16 protein-coding genes and 1 tRNA gene are annotated in these 13,946 nt (G+C 55.8%); 8 read left to right on the top strand and 9 right to left on the bottom strand.

Annotation, left to right across the window (positions count from 1 at the left end; translation table 11 throughout):
* The first annotated feature begins 59 nt into the window (after positions 1-59).
* The 3 genes from BSK21_RS02210 (at position 60) to BSK21_RS02200 (ending at position 2,657) form a co-directional block, all read left to right on the top strand.
* The gene (locus BSK21_RS02210) at positions 60-767 is read left to right on the top strand and encodes a 2-dehydro-3-deoxygalactonokinase (protein WP_067550163.1); all 708 of its coding nucleotides are present in this window, start codon (positions 60-62) and stop codon (positions 765-767) included.
* A complete protein-coding gene (locus BSK21_RS02205; protein ID WP_082959424.1) occupies positions 764-1,723 on the top strand; it encodes an aldose epimerase family protein in 960 nt (319 codons plus the stop codon). Before BSK21_RS02210 ends, BSK21_RS02205 begins: the two co-directional genes overlap by 4 nt.
* A 118-nt stretch (positions 1,724-1,841) precedes the next feature.
* Entirely contained in the window at positions 1,842-2,657 is an 816-nt protein-coding gene (locus tag BSK21_RS02200) for a bifunctional allantoicase/(S)-ureidoglycine aminohydrolase (RefSeq protein WP_067550167.1), read from the top strand.
* Here the strand turns inward: BSK21_RS02200 and cueR are convergent.
* Together cueR and BSK21_RS02190 are read right to left on the bottom strand one after the other, a co-directional pair.
* On the bottom strand, positions 2,636-3,040 hold the full coding sequence (gene cueR, locus BSK21_RS02195) for a Cu(I)-responsive transcriptional regulator (RefSeq protein ID WP_067550169.1): 405 nt from the start codon (positions 3,038-3,040) through the stop codon (positions 2,636-2,638). The two genes, BSK21_RS02200 and cueR, sit on opposite strands and share 22 nt — an antisense overlap.
* Positions 3,037-5,469, bottom strand: a complete 2,433-nt coding sequence (locus BSK21_RS02190) for a heavy metal translocating P-type ATPase (protein ID WP_067550171.1) — start codon at positions 5,467-5,469, stop codon at positions 3,037-3,039. The genes cueR and BSK21_RS02190 overlap by 4 nt, the downstream gene beginning before the upstream one ends.
* Positions 5,470-5,590: 121 nt before the next feature.
* Here BSK21_RS02190 and BSK21_RS02185 point away from each other — a divergent pair, with 121 nt between their 5' ends.
* The gene (locus BSK21_RS02185; RefSeq protein ID WP_067550173.1) at positions 5,591-5,788 is read left to right on the top strand and encodes a heavy-metal-associated domain-containing protein; all 198 of its coding nucleotides are present in this window, start codon (positions 5,591-5,593) and stop codon (positions 5,786-5,788) included.
* Positions 5,789-5,890: 102 nt separating this feature from the next.
* Positions 5,891-6,574 (top strand): DUF1045 domain-containing protein, encoded by a 684-nt coding sequence (locus BSK21_RS02180; RefSeq protein WP_067550175.1) that lies wholly within the window; start codon positions 5,891-5,893, stop codon positions 6,572-6,574.
* A gap of 50 nt (positions 6,575-6,624) precedes the next feature.
* Here the strand turns inward: BSK21_RS02180 and BSK21_RS02175 are convergent.
* Together BSK21_RS02175 and hemC are read right to left on the bottom strand one after the other, a co-directional pair.
* Positions 6,625-6,701: transfer RNA gene (locus tag BSK21_RS02175), tRNA-Met, on the bottom strand.
* Positions 6,702-6,816: 115 nt separating this feature from the next.
* Complete coding sequence (gene hemC, locus BSK21_RS02170; protein ID WP_067550177.1) at positions 6,817-7,764, bottom strand: hydroxymethylbilane synthase; 948 nt, start codon at positions 7,762-7,764, stop codon at positions 6,817-6,819.
* Between the two features lie 86 nt (positions 7,765-7,850).
* On the opposite strand from hemC, the gene hemE reads away from it, so the two are divergent.
* Entirely contained in the window at positions 7,851-8,885 is a 1,035-nt protein-coding gene (gene hemE, locus BSK21_RS02165; RefSeq protein WP_067550179.1) for a uroporphyrinogen decarboxylase, read from the top strand.
* A 51-nt stretch (positions 8,886-8,936) separates the two neighbouring features.
* Here the strand turns inward: hemE and BSK21_RS02160 are convergent, their stop codons facing one another.
* Entirely contained in the window at positions 8,937-9,485 is a 549-nt protein-coding gene (locus tag BSK21_RS02160) for a LysE family translocator (protein WP_197498175.1), read from the bottom strand.
* A gap of 62 nt (positions 9,486-9,547) precedes the next feature.
* A complete protein-coding gene (gene hemF, locus BSK21_RS02155) occupies positions 9,548-10,438 on the bottom strand; it encodes an oxygen-dependent coproporphyrinogen oxidase (RefSeq protein WP_067550183.1) in 891 nt (296 codons plus the stop codon).
* Between the two features lie 101 nt (positions 10,439-10,539).
* On the opposite strand from hemF, the gene BSK21_RS02150 reads away from it, so the two are divergent.
* Positions 10,540-10,926, top strand: coding sequence for a hypothetical protein (locus BSK21_RS02150; protein ID WP_067550185.1), 387 nt, complete (start codon positions 10,540-10,542; stop codon positions 10,924-10,926).
* A gap of 6 nt (positions 10,927-10,932) precedes the next feature.
* On the opposite strand, the gene BSK21_RS02145 is transcribed toward BSK21_RS02150, so the two are convergent.
* Genes BSK21_RS02145 through clpS form a run of 3 tightly spaced genes read right to left on the bottom strand, consistent with a single transcriptional unit; the run spans position 10,933 to position 13,096 of the window.
* Positions 10,933-11,739 carry an SDR family NAD(P)-dependent oxidoreductase gene (locus tag BSK21_RS02145; RefSeq protein ID WP_067550187.1) on the bottom strand — a complete coding sequence of 269 codons (807 nt, stop codon included), beginning with the start codon at positions 11,737-11,739 and terminating at the stop codon, positions 10,933-10,935.
* Positions 11,740-11,769: 30 nt separating this feature from the next.
* Positions 11,770-12,732 carry a class I SAM-dependent methyltransferase gene (locus BSK21_RS02140; RefSeq protein WP_074038944.1) on the bottom strand — a complete coding sequence of 321 codons (963 nt, stop codon included), beginning with the start codon at positions 12,730-12,732 and terminating at the stop codon, positions 11,770-11,772.
* A gap of 22 nt (positions 12,733-12,754) precedes the next feature.
* On the bottom strand, positions 12,755-13,096 hold the full coding sequence (gene clpS, locus BSK21_RS02135; RefSeq protein WP_067550189.1) for an ATP-dependent Clp protease adapter ClpS: 342 nt from the start codon (positions 13,094-13,096) through the stop codon (positions 12,755-12,757).
* Between the two features lie 78 nt (positions 13,097-13,174).
* On the opposite strand from clpS, the gene BSK21_RS02130 reads away from it, so the two are divergent.
* Positions 13,175-13,864: an HAD family hydrolase gene (locus BSK21_RS02130; RefSeq protein ID WP_067550191.1), complete on the top strand. Its 690-nt coding sequence runs from the start codon at positions 13,175-13,177 to the stop codon at positions 13,862-13,864.
* Positions 13,865-13,946 lie beyond the last annotated feature (82 nt).

The following is a 13,946-nucleotide window of genomic DNA, read 5'->3' as shown; positions in this document are numbered from 1 at the left end:
GAGGCCTACCCTCTTTGCCTTTGGGCCGTTTCATGGTTGAAGAAGGTAAGAGGTGACACATGACTTGGATCGCAATTGACCTGACATCTGGCCGATCATGGCTGATGGACGATCACATTCCGTTGGCCCAGCGCAAGGGCACGACGCCTGAGGCATTGATCGGCGACTGGCACGGTCCGCAAGTGATCGCTGGGCTACCTGATGCGGCCTTGAGCCATGTGCCATGCAAGGCATTACCCCCGTCAGGACAATTCGGGCCTGTGGTTCAGGACAGCCCCGCGCATCGGCTCCCCCATTCTGCGGCGATTGCAGGTTTTCTGGCCAGTCAGGATGATTGGGACGGCGTGATCTGTTTGGTGTCCACGCAAGTGCACTGGGTCCACGTCAGTGCGGGCGAAATCGTGAGTTTTCATAGCTCTGTAACACCCGAAACCTTTGCCGTCTTCGCGTCAGGCGCGATGTCCACGGCCGCGTTCGACGAGGGTCTGGCCCAAGCGATGGATCGACCAGAACGCATCCTTTCCCATATCGCATCAGCCCGCGTTGCTGGTGGCGACGCTGTGAGCCGAATTTTGGGCCTGCTGATTGGGGCCGACCTCAAAGGCAGCCGGGCCTACTGGCTCGGCCAGCGTGTTGCCGTTATTGGCGACGGTGTGATCGCTGACGGATATACCCGCGCCCTGATCGCTCAATCGGTTCCAGTTTTACAGATGCCCGACACAACACTTGCTGGCCTTGTGGCCGCTTACAAAGGACTATCTCAATGACTTTCGGCACTCTTCCTGATGGACGCACTGTGGACCGGATCACCATTTCGAACGGTGATCTTTCGGTCAGCATCCTGACCTATGGCGCGATCGTGCAGGACGTGCGGCTGAAAGGTCATGATTATAACCTCACGCTAGGGTCCAACGATATCAACGACTACCTCACGTCGATGAAGCACTACGGCCCGATCATCGCGCCCGTCGGCAATCGGATCAAAGGCGCGCGAGCGACCTTTGGCGGGATCGAGCATATGCTGACCCCGAATGAGGGACGCAATATCCTTCATTCTGCCGAAGGAGGCAGCCAGTTCAAACTTTGGACTGTTGAGGATCAAACACCCGATACCGTCACGCTAACCGTGCTTTGCGCGGATGGTGAGGCTGGTTTCCCCGGTAACCAGCGCGTCATGGCCCATTTCGCCATTCTGCCCGACAACGTTATGCGGATGGAGATCACTGCGACGACGGATGAGCTGAGCATGATCAACATCTGCAATCACAGCTACTGGAACCTAACAGGCGATCCGACCTTTGCGGGTCACAAATTGCAGATCAAAGCGCAGAACTATCTGCCCACAGACGCCGAAAACATTCCGACCGAAGTGACAGAGGTTGCGGGCACTGACTACGATTTTCGCACCTTGCGCGATGTCGTTCCTGCCAACCCGCCGATTGATCACAACTTCTGCCTATCACGGATCAAGCTGGATCTGCGCGATGTCGTTACCCTCGAAGGGGGTGATCTTCGGATGACCATCGCGACCGACATGCCCGGGCTTCAGGTCTATGATGGCCGTACGGCATCGAACGCGGGGTTTGCCGATTACGCCGCGCTCGCCTTTGAACCGCAGTACTGGCCGAACGCACCACATGAACCGTCCTTCCCAAAGATCACCGTCAAAGCGGGCGAGGTTTGGACGCAAGAAGTCGAGTGGCGGTTCGAACATCTGGCATAACTAACCTTCGGAAAAATTGCGCTGAACGATAAAAGTTCTCGGGAATAAGCCGCTTATGATATTATCGGCCTAACGTCGTTTTCTTCGGCGTAGGGTTCACACAGCTGAAAGAACTTTGATGTCATATGCCTTTCCGTTGGGCGGGATGCCCTCTCTGGATGATGATCCAGCGAAGAATGGTGCTCATTTCACCGAGAGCTATGCGCTGATCCCAGCCGGAACGATGCGTGACATTACCGCTAGCCTGCTGCCTGGGTGGGTTGACACACGGTGCTGGATTTTGGCGCGCCCGCTTAGTGGCTTTGCGGAGACCTTTGCGCAATATGCGGTCGAGGTAGGACTAAACGGCGGCTCCGACACGCCAGAGCCGAACCGAAATGCCGAGGCGGTGTTGTTCATCGCAGATGGTATTATGGAGCTGATCGTTGCGGGCCAGACCCATATTCTGATGGCGGGCGGTTACGCCTACATTCCGCCTCATACCCGCTGGACCCTACGCAATGCGGGCGATGACCCGCTGAGGTTCCACTGGATCCGCCGTCAATATGTCCATGCGCACGGCTATGATGCGCCAATGCCGTATATCACGAGCGACTACGACACTCCGATCAGTTGGATGTCAGAGACCAAGGATTGGGGAACGTCGCGGTTTGTCGATCAAACCGATTTAAGACACGATATGCACGTCAACATCGTGACCTTTACCAAAGGCGGCCGCATCCCCTTTGCCGAAACGCACGTGATGGAACATGGACTATATGTCCTACAAGGCACAGCGCGGTATCTTCTGAATGAACGCTGGGTTGATGTTGGGCCTGGCGATTTCATGTGGCTGCGCGCGTTCTGCCCTCAGGCCTGCGTTGCAACCAGCAACGAACCATTCCGATATCTGCTCTACAAAGACGTCCACCGTCACCCCGATTTGACGCTCTGATCCGCGGCGAGGCTATCTAGGATTGGACAGTTGGGCCGATCGTCGCCCGCACAACATGACACGAGATGAGCTAAAGTTTTGCGCATTTCCTTCATTTCAGAAATCCGCTGATCGATCCGCGACAGATGATCCCGCGCTATGGATTTCACCTCTGCGCTTGTGCGGGTCGTGTCTTCGTAGAGATGCAGCAGGGTCCGACATTCTTCGACGGTAAAGCCCAGTCCACGCGCCCGCCCGATAAAGGCAAGTTTGTGAATGTCGGATTCTTCAAATGCACGATAGCCATTTGCGTTGCGACCCGGTTGCACGAGGCCGATATCCTCGTAATAACGGATCGTTTTCGCGGGGAGATTGGTTCTGGCCGAAGCTTCTTTGATATTCATCGGCGCACTTTCCGTCCTGCTGAATAGCTACGAAGACGTAGCGCGTTACTGACCACAAAGACCGACGAAAATGCCATCGCGCTCGCCCCGAGCATGGGTGACATAAGCATGCCGAATGCTGGATAAAGCACCCCAGCAGCAACGGGGATCAATGCGATATTATAAGCAAAAGCCCAAAATAAGTTCTGCCGAATGTTTTGCATAACTGCGCGGCTCATTCGAACCGATGCAACGGCACCACTGAGGTCCCCCCGCATCAGCACAACGTCCGCTGTTTCGACGGCAACGTCTGTCCCTGTACCCATGGCGATACCAACATCTGCCTGCGCCAAAGCGGGTGCATCGTTGATCCCGTCGCCAAAGAACGCCACAGGACCGTTCACTTGAAGATCCTTGACCGCCTCGACTTTACCTTCGGGAAGAACTTCGGCAACGACCGTATCAATACCGAGCCGCCGCGCAATGCTCTCAGCTGTAGCGATGTTATCGCCCGTGACCATCGCCACACGCATCCCACGTTCTTGAAAGGCAGAAATAGCATCTCTGGCACCAGCTTTGATCGGGTCCTCAACACCGATAAGAGCGGCCATTGCGCCATCCACGGCAACAAAGAACGGGGTCTGGCCTTCTTGGGCGAGGGACGCCGCTCTCGCCGAATATGCAGCAACCGAGACGTTATTCTCGGTCAAGTACCGTTCCGACCCTACCAAAACCCGATGGGTATCAACGATGCCCGAGACACCTTTGCCAGCGGTTGCTTTGAATGACTCGGCAGCCGCCAAAAGGACACCGTTTGACGTCGCCTCACGCAGAATAGCCCTCGCCATTGGATGTTCGGATTGTGCCTCGACGGACGCGGCGAACCGAAGAGCTTCACGACGGTTTTGCGCGTAGATTGTGACGACCTGCGGATGACCTTCGGTCAGCGTGCCCGTCTTATCAAAGGCAACCGTTGTGACCTCGTTCAATCGCTGCAGGGCATCACCCCGACGGAACAAAATACCCAATTCAGCAGCACGGCCCGTGCCGACCATGATTGAGGTTGGAGTAGCAAGGCCCATGGCGCAGGGGCATGCGATGATCAAGACAGAGACCGCCGCGACCACGGCATAAGACACCCCTGGCCCAGCAATCAGCCAAATTATCGCGGTGACCAAAGCAATCAAAATCACAACGGGCACGAAAATGCCCGTGATCCGATCGACCAAACCTTGGATCGGGAGCTTCGCGACCTGCGCTTGCTCGACCATCTGAACAATCCGCGACAGGACGGTGTTGGCACCAATGGCCCGCACCTCCATGCAGATCGACCCGTCCGTATTCATCGTCCCGCCGATAACCTGATCACCCAACGACTTGAGCACGGGAACAGGTTCGCCGGTCAGCATCGATTCATCCAAATACGAGCTGCCATCAACGACAATCCCGTCGACAGGCACCCGCTCCCCTGGACGAATGCGCAAAATGTCCCCGGGAACCAGTTTTTCGACTGGGGTTTGCACCTCCCCTTCATCTCTTAGAACACTGGCAGTTGTCGGGCGTAGTTTGACCAAGGCTTCTATAGCGGCGCCCGTCCGCCCCTTTGCCTGCGCTTCGAAATAGCGACCGAGCAGGATCAGCGTGATGATCACCATCGACGCCTCAAAATAGACGGCGCGTGCCTCAATGGGCACAAAGCCCGGAGCAAAGGTAACGATAGTCGAGTACAACCATGCAGCACCTGCCCCCAAGGCGACAAGGCTGTTCATATCAGGCGAGCCTTTGAACAACGCTGGGATACCAAGGCGGTAAAACCCTTGCCCCGGACCAGCCATCAGCAAAGTCGCCAAGAGGAACTGGATGCGACGGAACATGGACTGTCCGATCACCATATCGACCCAGTGATGGACCTGCGGGACCAAATGCCCGCCCATTTCCAAGGCGAAAACGGGCAGCGTCAGCAGCAATGCCGTGGTGAATTGCGACCGAATGGCTGCGGCTTCTTCAGCTTTGCGTTCCGACACTGCCTTGCGTCCACCAGAAGAAAGCTGAGTTGGATAACCCGCCTTGCCCAACGCATCGAGAACAGGCGTCAAATCGTCCAAGACTGTTTCAACCTGCGCAGTTTCCGTCGCGAGGTTCACCTGAGCCGATACGATCCCTGCCTGACGGGTCAGCAGTTTTTCCACACGACCAACGCAGGCGGCACAGGTCATGCCCGATACGTCGAGTGATACGCTTTCGACTCGTGCTGGATATCCCGCTTGGCTGAGCATCTCTAAAACGGTCGATGGCACGGTGTTGTCCGAGTAGGCAATCGTCGCCGTTTCTTTGGCCAAATTCACCGACACCGTTTCAACGCCATCAGCGCGGCCGAGAATTTTCTCGACTCGTGCAACACATGCCGCACATGTCATTCCGCTCACCGAGATGGTCATTTGGCGGGCCATGGGTCACCTTCTTTCCTTGGTCTTGGCTTTATTTAGTTCCTCCAGTAACTGGAAGGTCAATAGCCCCTTGACCTTCCAGCAGGTGGAAGCGCCATCTAATGTGCACAGCTTGGAGACTAGAATGAAACTTTACGTTCCCGAAATGAGCTGCGGTCACTGTAAATCATCCATTGGGGCAGCAATCGCTGGCCTAGATGGTGCAGCAACCGTCGAATTCGATATGGATGCGCGCAAGATCACAGTCGCGACCGATAAGACCTCTGCCGAAGTCATCGACGCCCTCGATGTGATTGGATTTGACGCTGAAGTTGCCGACTAAACGGACCGTGAACACCTTTTTGTGCATCGGTTTACACTCCAGTCGATGTCATTAAGGTTTCACGCAACTCTGCGAAATCCCCCGTTAAAAAGGGAACAAGCCATGTCCGATTACACTCGTTTCGCCATCTACTATGTTCCACCTGCGGGACCGCTCGAGCAATTCGGCGCAGCATGGTTGGGATGGGATATCGCCTCGGGCAGCGCCGTTCCACACCCGCATGTGGACGACCTTGACCTTGAGGCCGTCACAGATGCGCCACGGAAATACGGGTTTCACGCGACACTGAAGCCACCCTTCCGACTGGCCGAGTCGCATGGTGAAGTCGAACTGCAAGCCGCAGTGGCCGACCTCGCGGATGTATTGGCTCCAGTGGCGCCCGACGGCCTCAAACTAAGCCAGATCAGCTCTTTCCTCGCCTTTACAGTCGAAGGATCCCAGTCGGGCCTCAATGCATTAGCGGCAGCTTGCGTCCGCGAACTCGACCACTTCCGCGCCCCCGCCAGCGCGTCAGAGACAGAACGCCGTAAAGCAGCGGGCCTCACCGAACGACAGACAGAGCTTTTGATGCAATGGGGCTATCCCTATGTCATGGAGGAGTTCAAATTCCACATGACGCTTTCTGGCAAATTGGACCCCGAAACAGCGACCCGTTCGATGGCAGCGATTGAAGAGCTGAGCCTCGGCACACTCCCGCGCCCGTTCTTCATCGACGCTATCGCGCTGGTCGGCGAACGCCCTGACGGTCGATTTGAAACCATTCGCCGCTATAGCCTGAACGGATAACGGTTTACCCGATCACTATTCGGCGAATTTCCATTGATATCTGGGGGATATGGTGGCGGTGCAGGGACTCGAACCCCGGACACAAGGATTATGATTCCTCTGCTCTAACCAACTGAGCTACACCGCCGAAAGTGCGGGCGGAATATTATTGGCTGGGGTCCGCGTCAAGAGGCAAAGCCAGCTTTTTTCATTCCGACCGACGAAAAAACAAAGCCGCCATTTCTGGCGGCCTTGAAACTCTATTAAAAGAAGCGTCCGCCTGCCCTATCCAGCAAGGTTTTAGCCAGGGCTTGGCCCAGTGCGGGACCTTCGCTGATTGGACCAGAGACTTCATCGCTCAGGGATTGCGAACCGTCGATGCGCAAGATCTCTCCGCGAAGGCGCAGCGTGTCGCCTTGCAATTCGGCCAGTCCACCAATTGGAGTTTCACACGATCCATCCAGAGCTGCCAGAAACGCCCGCTCAGCAGCGAGTCGCTGCCCAGTGGGGGTGTGATGGATTGCAGCCAGCATCGTGGCGGCGCGTTCATCATCTACGCGGCGTTCAATCCCGATTGCGCCCTGCGCAACGGCGGGCAGCATTTCTTCGACTTCGATGGCCAAACGCGGCACATCGATCATGTTCAGACGGTTCAAACCGGCCATCGCGAGGAAAGTCGCATCCGCAACGCCATCGCCCAGTTTTTTCAGACGGGTCTGAACGTTACCGCGAAATTCCACGATTTTCAGATCGGGACGGCGATTGAGAAGCTGCGCTTTGCGGCGCAAGGACGACGTCCCAACCACAGCACCTTCGGGCAGAGCGGCCAAGCCACCATCCTTCAACGAAACAAAGGCGTCACGCACATCTTCACGCGGGAGATAACAATCGAGCACAAGGCCACCTGGCTGTGCGACAGGCATGTCTTTCATCGAATGAACCGCGATATCGATGCGGCCATCCAGCATTGCCTCTTCGATTTCTTTGGTAAACAGACCCTTATTGCCGATTTCCTTGAGAGGACGATCCGCATCGATCATGGAACGATCATCGCCTGTAGTTTTAATCACAACGATCTCAAAGGCACCCTCGGGCAGATCAAAGGCTGCCATCAAACGGGCGCGGGTTTCGTAGGCTTGCGCCAGCGCCAGTGGCGAACCACGGGTTCCGATCATAAGCGGTTCAGCGGGTGTGGGCAAAATCATGGTCATATGCGCTTTCTAGCCGCGCCTTTGCGTGCCAGCAATGGCTTGACTTGCCCTGCGTCATTGGCGACCAACCACGGGAACGAAAAGGAATGACCATGACAAAGACGATCTTGCGCGCCCTTGCCGGTGAAAAACTGCCTACCCCGCCGATCTGGATGATGCGGCAAGCAGGACGGTATCTCCCTGAATATCGCGCAACCCGTGCGCAAGCAGGGGATTTCCTGTCACTTTGCTACAATTCGGAACTCGCCGCAGAGGTCACTTTGCAGCCGATCCGCCGCTACGGATTCGACGCAGCGATTCTTTTTGCTGACATTTTGCTATTGCCGCAGGCCTTGGGCGTCGATCTTTGGTTTGAAACGGGCGAAGGTCCGCGGATGACGACGGTCACAACACCTGCAGAACTTAAGGCGCTCAAACCGATTGATCAGATCGATGAAGTTCTGAATCCTGTTTATGAGACGGTCAAAATCCTCTCCCGCGAATTGCCAAAGGAAACGACGCTGATTGGCTTTGCTGGCGCTCCTTGGACGGTTGCGACTTATATGATTGCAGGTCGCGGCACACCGGATCAGGGCCCAGCGCACGCGCTGAAATCTGCTGATCGTGCGACCTTTTCAGCGCTGATCGACCTTCTGACGGATGCGACCATCGAATACCTGTCCAAACAGGTTGTCGCAGGGGCTGAGGTCATTAAGATTTTCGATAGCTGGGCCGGTAGCCTTCAGGGACAAGACTTCTATGATTTCGCGGTTGAACCCGCCCGTAGGATCACTACCGCGCTTAAAGATCGCCATCCTCATTTGCCAGTCATCGCTTTCCCGCGCGGCGCCGGTGAACGCTATGAAGGACTGCATGAAAAGATCGGCGCCGATTGCATTGCTCTCGACGACGGCGTGTCGCCTGAATGGGCCGCGGCTCACGTGCAAACAGGCGGCTGCGTCCAAGGCAACCTCGCCTCTCACCACATGGTTACGGGTGGCGACGATCTGATCCGAGAAACGCGCAAAGTTGTGGATGCGCTGTCCAATGGGCCGCACATCTTTAACCTCGGTCACGGGATCACGCCTGATGCAAGCCCTGACAACGTCCAATTGATGATCGACACCGTGCGCGGCGCGTAATCTGATCGTTAGAGACACTTCAGACGGGGGCCTTCGGGTCCCCGTTTTGCTTTAGCCTTGGGTTTTCCACGCAAACCAAAACGCGACCAAGGCCAGAGCGACCGACAAGAAACGCCGCAGGACCAGCCTTTTTCTCGGGTTTTCGAGCAAGGTCTGTGCCGTCCCAGCCAAGCCGACAATTGCCGCATGGATTGCCGTGGCAACGACTACATAGACAACGGACAATGTGATTGTCTGCGGCATCACCGCGGCGCCATCAACCACAAAACCCGGCAAGACAGCGATATAGAAAACGGCTGCCTTTGGGTTCAAAAGGTTCGTAATCAGACCACGCCGAAAAAACATCAGCAACGGCGAGCCGAGCGCAGCATGTTCGATCTCTTCATCAGAATCGCGCCAGCCGTCATAGGCCAACCACAGCAGATAGAGCACGCCACCCCAGCGTAAGGTTTGATACAGTACGGGCGAGGCATTGATCATCGCCCCGACGCCCAGCGCCGCCGCGATCCCGACCAAGGCCAGACCGAGCGCAACACCCGCCACAGCCGCAAATCCGTAGCGCCGCCCTTCACATGCGGCGACGACTGCGAGATAGGCCATGTTCGGCCCTGGCGTGAGCTCGATAAGGAACGACGCCAAGGCAAATTGAATAATAGACTGGGTTAAATCCATTTCGCCATCGGAGGTAGGCTCATCAGAACCGCGTTGGCATCATGACCGGTAGCGAGGCCGAATTTGGTACCGCGATCGTAGACAAGATTATACTCGGCATAGAGGCCACGGTGGATCAATTGCTTATCCTTATCCGCCTCACTCCAAGGCATATTGCGGCGCTTTTCTGTGACAGGCAAATACGCAGGCAAAAAAGCGCGTCCGATGTCTTGAGTCAGCGCGAAATCGGCCTCCCAATCACCAGAATTGCGGTCGTCCATAAAGATACCACCAACGCCACGTGCACGCCCACGGTGCGGCACATAAAAATACTCGTCCGCCCATGCTTTGAGTTCGGGATAAAGATGGTCGCCATGCGGATCGAGGTGCTGCTTTTGCACATCATGAAAATGCTGAGTGTCCTCGGCATATTCGATGCAAGGGTTCAGGTCGGACCCTCCGCCAAACCACCACGCCGCAGGGGTCCAGAACATACGTGTATTCATGTGGACGGCGGGCGCATGCGGGTTCTGCATATGCGCTACGAGTGAAATGCCGGACGCCCAGAACCGAGGGTCTTCTTCGACACCTGGAACTCCACGGGCAGCCATGGATTTTTGCGCGGCCACGCCCAACGAGCCGTAAACCGTTGAGACGTTTACTCCGACTTTTTCGAATACACGACCACCGCGCATCACACTCATCAGACCGCCGCCTGCATCCTCACCTGCGTCGCCCTGACGTTTCGTTTCCGTGACTTCAAAACGGCCAGCGGGCATCGACGCTGTAGGGCCTTCTGTCTGGGTGTCTTCAAGGTTTTCAAAGGCAGCGACGATGTCGTCCCTCAGTTGACGGAACCATGCGGATGCGCGTGCTTTTTCATCAGCCATTTGCTCTGTCATCGGGACACCTTTCGTCGTGCTATTGAATATCACTCGGCCATAGCATTGATATGAGGGCGAAACCACACCGCAGATGTGTGACCAATTGACGGAGATTCGATATGCGTGCTGCCCTGATCCTTTTGCCACTCGTTGCTTTGGCAGCCTGTGGCACACCTCGCGAACGTTGCATCAACGAGGTGACCTCGAACCAGCGGACATTGAACGCCCTTATCGCTGAAACCCAAGCAAATATTGATCGCGGCTATGCGCTCGCTGAACGGTCCGAAGTTGTGACGATTGATCGGACTTGCACGCAAACGCTCGAGTCTGGCGAACAGGTTCGTTTCCCCTGCGACGAGGTGATGACTCGCGAATACAAAGTACCTGTGGCAATCGATTTGAACGCGGAACAGGCAAAGCTGCAGTCGCTTCTCCAGCGCCGAGAGGCCATGGCCTCAACCGTCCAAGACGGCATCAACCAGTGCGTTGCTATTCACCCTGAATAAGCAGGTTTAGTGCGCGGCGCATCCAACGGGATCGATCAGGGTGCGCCCACCGTCCACGGTGATGATCTGACCCGTGACAAAGCCAGACGCCTCGCACGCGAGATATTGAACGGCATCGCAGACCTCAGAGGCGCTTGCGATGCGGTTCAGCGGCGTGTGACACAGGATATCTTCGCGGTATCCATCGTGTTCTTTCAATGCACCCTTAAGGCTCGCGCTCATAACGCTGCCGAAGGCGACAGAGTTAACGCGGATACGATGCGGGGCCAGCGCAACGGCCAGCGACCGTGTCATTTGATCAGCCGCAGCCGTCGACACCGAATAGGCGAGAAGATCAGGATGGGTGCGTCGCGCAGCAATCGACGACAAGTTGATGATTGTACCAACTTGCTGTTTGTCCTGCCCCTCAGCCAGTTTCACCATCCGACGCGCTACCGCCTGCGACAACCGTAGACCCGAGAGCATGTTCTGCTCTAGCAACATCGATACACTGTCATCATCAGGGTTCAGCGGATCCGTCAGGACGATCTGACGGGCCGCGTTCACAAGGATATCGATCTGTTCAAATGCATCCACGGTCGCAGAGAGCAGGTTCTTGATCGTCAGTTTCTTGCGAAGATCACCCGCAAAGATACGGGCAGGCCCGCTGTCGGCCTCAATCTCCACCCCGATCTCGCGCTGAAGCGCGGCTTCGTCCATGTCAGCGAACATCACATTCGCGCCCTGTTCGATGAAATGCCGTCCGATTGCCAAACCCACGCCATTCGCGGCGCCCGTCACAATCGCGGTTTTACCTTCGATGGAAAAAGACATTGGACTCTCCTGAGTGTCGACTGTCAGAACTTAGCGGATTGGGCGGAAGGCGTGGAACAATTTAAACGCGCCATCGCCACCGATCTCTTTGACCTCTTTGAAATGGTCATTGAGCGCAGCCTCGTAAGGCAAGTGACGGTTCGCAACCATCCACAAGTGCCCAGAGGTCGTGAGGTTCCGCGCGGCATTAGCGATAAAGGCACGGCCCAAGGCGGGGCTCCCTTCACGGCCAATGTGGAATGGCGGGTTCATGACGATGCCACCATAGCTGTCAGGCGCTTTCCACGTTGTGGCGTCCGCCCAATGGAACGCCGCACGATCATCAGGCACATTGAGACGCGCACAATCGAGAGCGACTTTTTCCGCCTCGATCAGATCAATGCTTTCTACGCCTTCGCGTTTCAGAACCGTATCGGACAGATAGCCCCAGCCTGCGCCAAAATCGGCCATCCGTTTGGGCAATTTCTCTGGCAAAGCAGAGGCAAGCAGTTTCGACCCGCGATCCACCTGACCATCAGAGAACACGCCTGCGCTGGTATAGAACCCGTTCTCGCCTTTGTTCGGATCGCCCAGCGCCCAATCTGTGAATTGGTTTTCGCCACCAAACCAGAACAGGCGGCCATGCGATTTGGTCACGCTTGGCAGATCGCCCAGCGACTTGCGGCATTCTTTGAACAGACTATCGATCCCATCGGTCTTCTGACCATCGATAAGAACCAAGGTGGATTTAGCAGCTTCAGCAACCATCGCACGCGCGAGAGCCTTGGCTCGCGGCACAACGACAATCGTTACAGGCGCATCAACTGGATCGAGGCTGTAGCCCGCCCCTGACCACGCAACCGCATCTGGCTTGAACCCCGTATCAATCCACAGGTTTTCACGAGCGAACATCGACAGGTCGTAATCCGCAGCGGGACGCATGACGCGAATTGGACCTTCGGGCAGGACGATAAGCCCATCATTCAGGGCAGTAGCTAATCTGGATTTGGACATGTGTGAACGGTGACGCAAGGCGTCACTCTTTCTCCATTGTGCATTGCAACGGGTGCTGATGACGCTGCGCGAAATCCATCACTTGCGTCACTTTGGTTTCAGCAATTTCGTAGGAATAGACGCCAACGACGGCGACACCTTTTTTGTGAACGGTGAGCATTAGCTCAAACGCTTGGGCATGGTTCATCCCAAAGAAACGTTCCAGCACGTGCACAACGAATTCCATTGGCGTGTAGTCATCGTTGAGGATGAGCACCTTATACAACGGCGGACGCTTGGTCTTGGGCCGCACGTCAAGTTTGACGCCGATGTCATTATCGTCGTCATTCCCCTCGGCCATCATAAAGAAGTCAGTTCGCTTCATGCTCTCACTAGTCGTAACTGTCCACTGCGTTATATAATCTTATTGGAGCCTAAGAAAACCCCCAGCAGGAGCCAAGGCATGCCACATCGATGGACAATTGCATTCGACGCGGATGATACCCTTTGGCACAACGAAAAATTCTTTCAAATGAGCCAAAACAGATTTGCCGAATTACTGGCAGATTATGTCGATCCTCACGACCTTCGGGCGAGGCTTTTGGCTGCGGAGCGTCGCAATCTTCGGTTCTATGGGTATGGGATCAAAGGGTTCACCCTCTCGATGATCGAAACCGCTCTTGCTGTAACAGATGCTAAACTCCCTGGGCATATCACTTTGGCGCTGATTGATATGGGGCGTGATATGCTGGCGCATCCGATCAATTTGCTGCCTCACGTTGACAAGGTGATCCCTGAACTGGCGAATTCCACGCAGATCGTCCTGATCACCAAAGGCGATCTCTTGGATCAAGAGCGTAAGCTCGCCCAATCCAATCTTGGGGATTATTTCTCGTCCGTCGAAATTGTCAGCGACAAGACCGCCGCCGTGTATCAACGTATTTTTGCACGATTTGAGACCCCTCGCGTCATGATGGTCGGCAATTCGTTAAAGTCTGACATTATCCCCGCGATTGAGGCCGGCGGATGGGGAATTTACGTTCCACACGAGCTGACGTGGGAATTAGAACACGCCGAAGAGCCTGAACACGTCAGATATCACCGACTCGAAAGTCTGGGCGACCTACCCAAGTTGATAGCCGAACTCGCCTGACGCGCCGCCCCATTTCCGCCACAATCGCCGATATAGCGGATCACAAATATTCGACCACCAGATATGGCGTTGCAGTTCAACC

Origin of the sequence: Marivivens sp. JLT3646, assembly GCF_001908835.1 — a bacterium.
Taxonomy (GTDB): Bacteria; Pseudomonadota; Alphaproteobacteria; order Rhodobacterales; family Rhodobacteraceae; genus Marivivens; species Marivivens geojensis.
Note: the sequence above shows the minus strand (reverse complement) of the source record. Positions and strands in the feature narration are given on the sequence as shown.

Coding starts and splice junctions, on each gene's coding strand:
- BSK21_RS02210 (WP_067550163.1), top strand. CDS start 60: ATGACTTGGATCGCAATTGACCTGACATCTGGCCGATCATGGCTGATG.
- BSK21_RS02205 (WP_082959424.1), top strand. CDS start 764: ATGACTTTCGGCACTCTTCCTGATGGACGCACTGTGGACCGGATCACC.
- BSK21_RS02200 (WP_067550167.1), top strand. CDS start 1,842: ATGTCATATGCCTTTCCGTTGGGCGGGATGCCCTCTCTGGATGATGAT.
- cueR (WP_067550169.1), bottom strand. CDS start 3,040: ATGAATATCAAAGAAGCTTCGGCCAGAACCAATCTCCCCGCGAAAACG.
- BSK21_RS02190 (WP_067550171.1), bottom strand. CDS start 5,469: ATGGCCCGCCAAATGACCATCTCGGTGAGCGGAATGACATGTGCGGCA.
- BSK21_RS02185 (WP_067550173.1), top strand. CDS start 5,591: ATGAAACTTTACGTTCCCGAAATGAGCTGCGGTCACTGTAAATCATCC.
- BSK21_RS02180 (WP_067550175.1), top strand. CDS start 5,891: ATGTCCGATTACACTCGTTTCGCCATCTACTATGTTCCACCTGCGGGA.
- hemC (WP_067550177.1), bottom strand. CDS start 7,764: ATGACCATGATTTTGCCCACACCCGCTGAACCGCTTATGATCGGAACC.
- hemE (WP_067550179.1), top strand. CDS start 7,851: ATGACCATGACAAAGACGATCTTGCGCGCCCTTGCCGGTGAAAAACTG.
- BSK21_RS02160 (WP_197498175.1), bottom strand. CDS start 9,485: ATGGCCTATCTCGCAGTCGTCGCCGCATGTGAAGGGCGGCGCTACGGA.
- hemF (WP_067550183.1), bottom strand. CDS start 10,438: ATGACAGAGCAAATGGCTGATGAAAAAGCACGCGCATCCGCATGGTTC.
- BSK21_RS02150 (WP_067550185.1), top strand. CDS start 10,540: ATGCGTGCTGCCCTGATCCTTTTGCCACTCGTTGCTTTGGCAGCCTGT.
- BSK21_RS02145 (WP_067550187.1), bottom strand. CDS start 11,739: ATGTCTTTTTCCATCGAAGGTAAAACCGCGATTGTGACGGGCGCCGCG.
- BSK21_RS02140 (WP_074038944.1), bottom strand. CDS start 12,732: ATGTCCAAATCCAGATTAGCTACTGCCCTGAATGATGGGCTTATCGTC.
- clpS (WP_067550189.1), bottom strand. CDS start 13,096: ATGAAGCGAACTGACTTCTTTATGATGGCCGAGGGGAATGACGACGAT.
- BSK21_RS02130 (WP_067550191.1), top strand. CDS start 13,175: ATGCCACATCGATGGACAATTGCATTCGACGCGGATGATACCCTTTGG.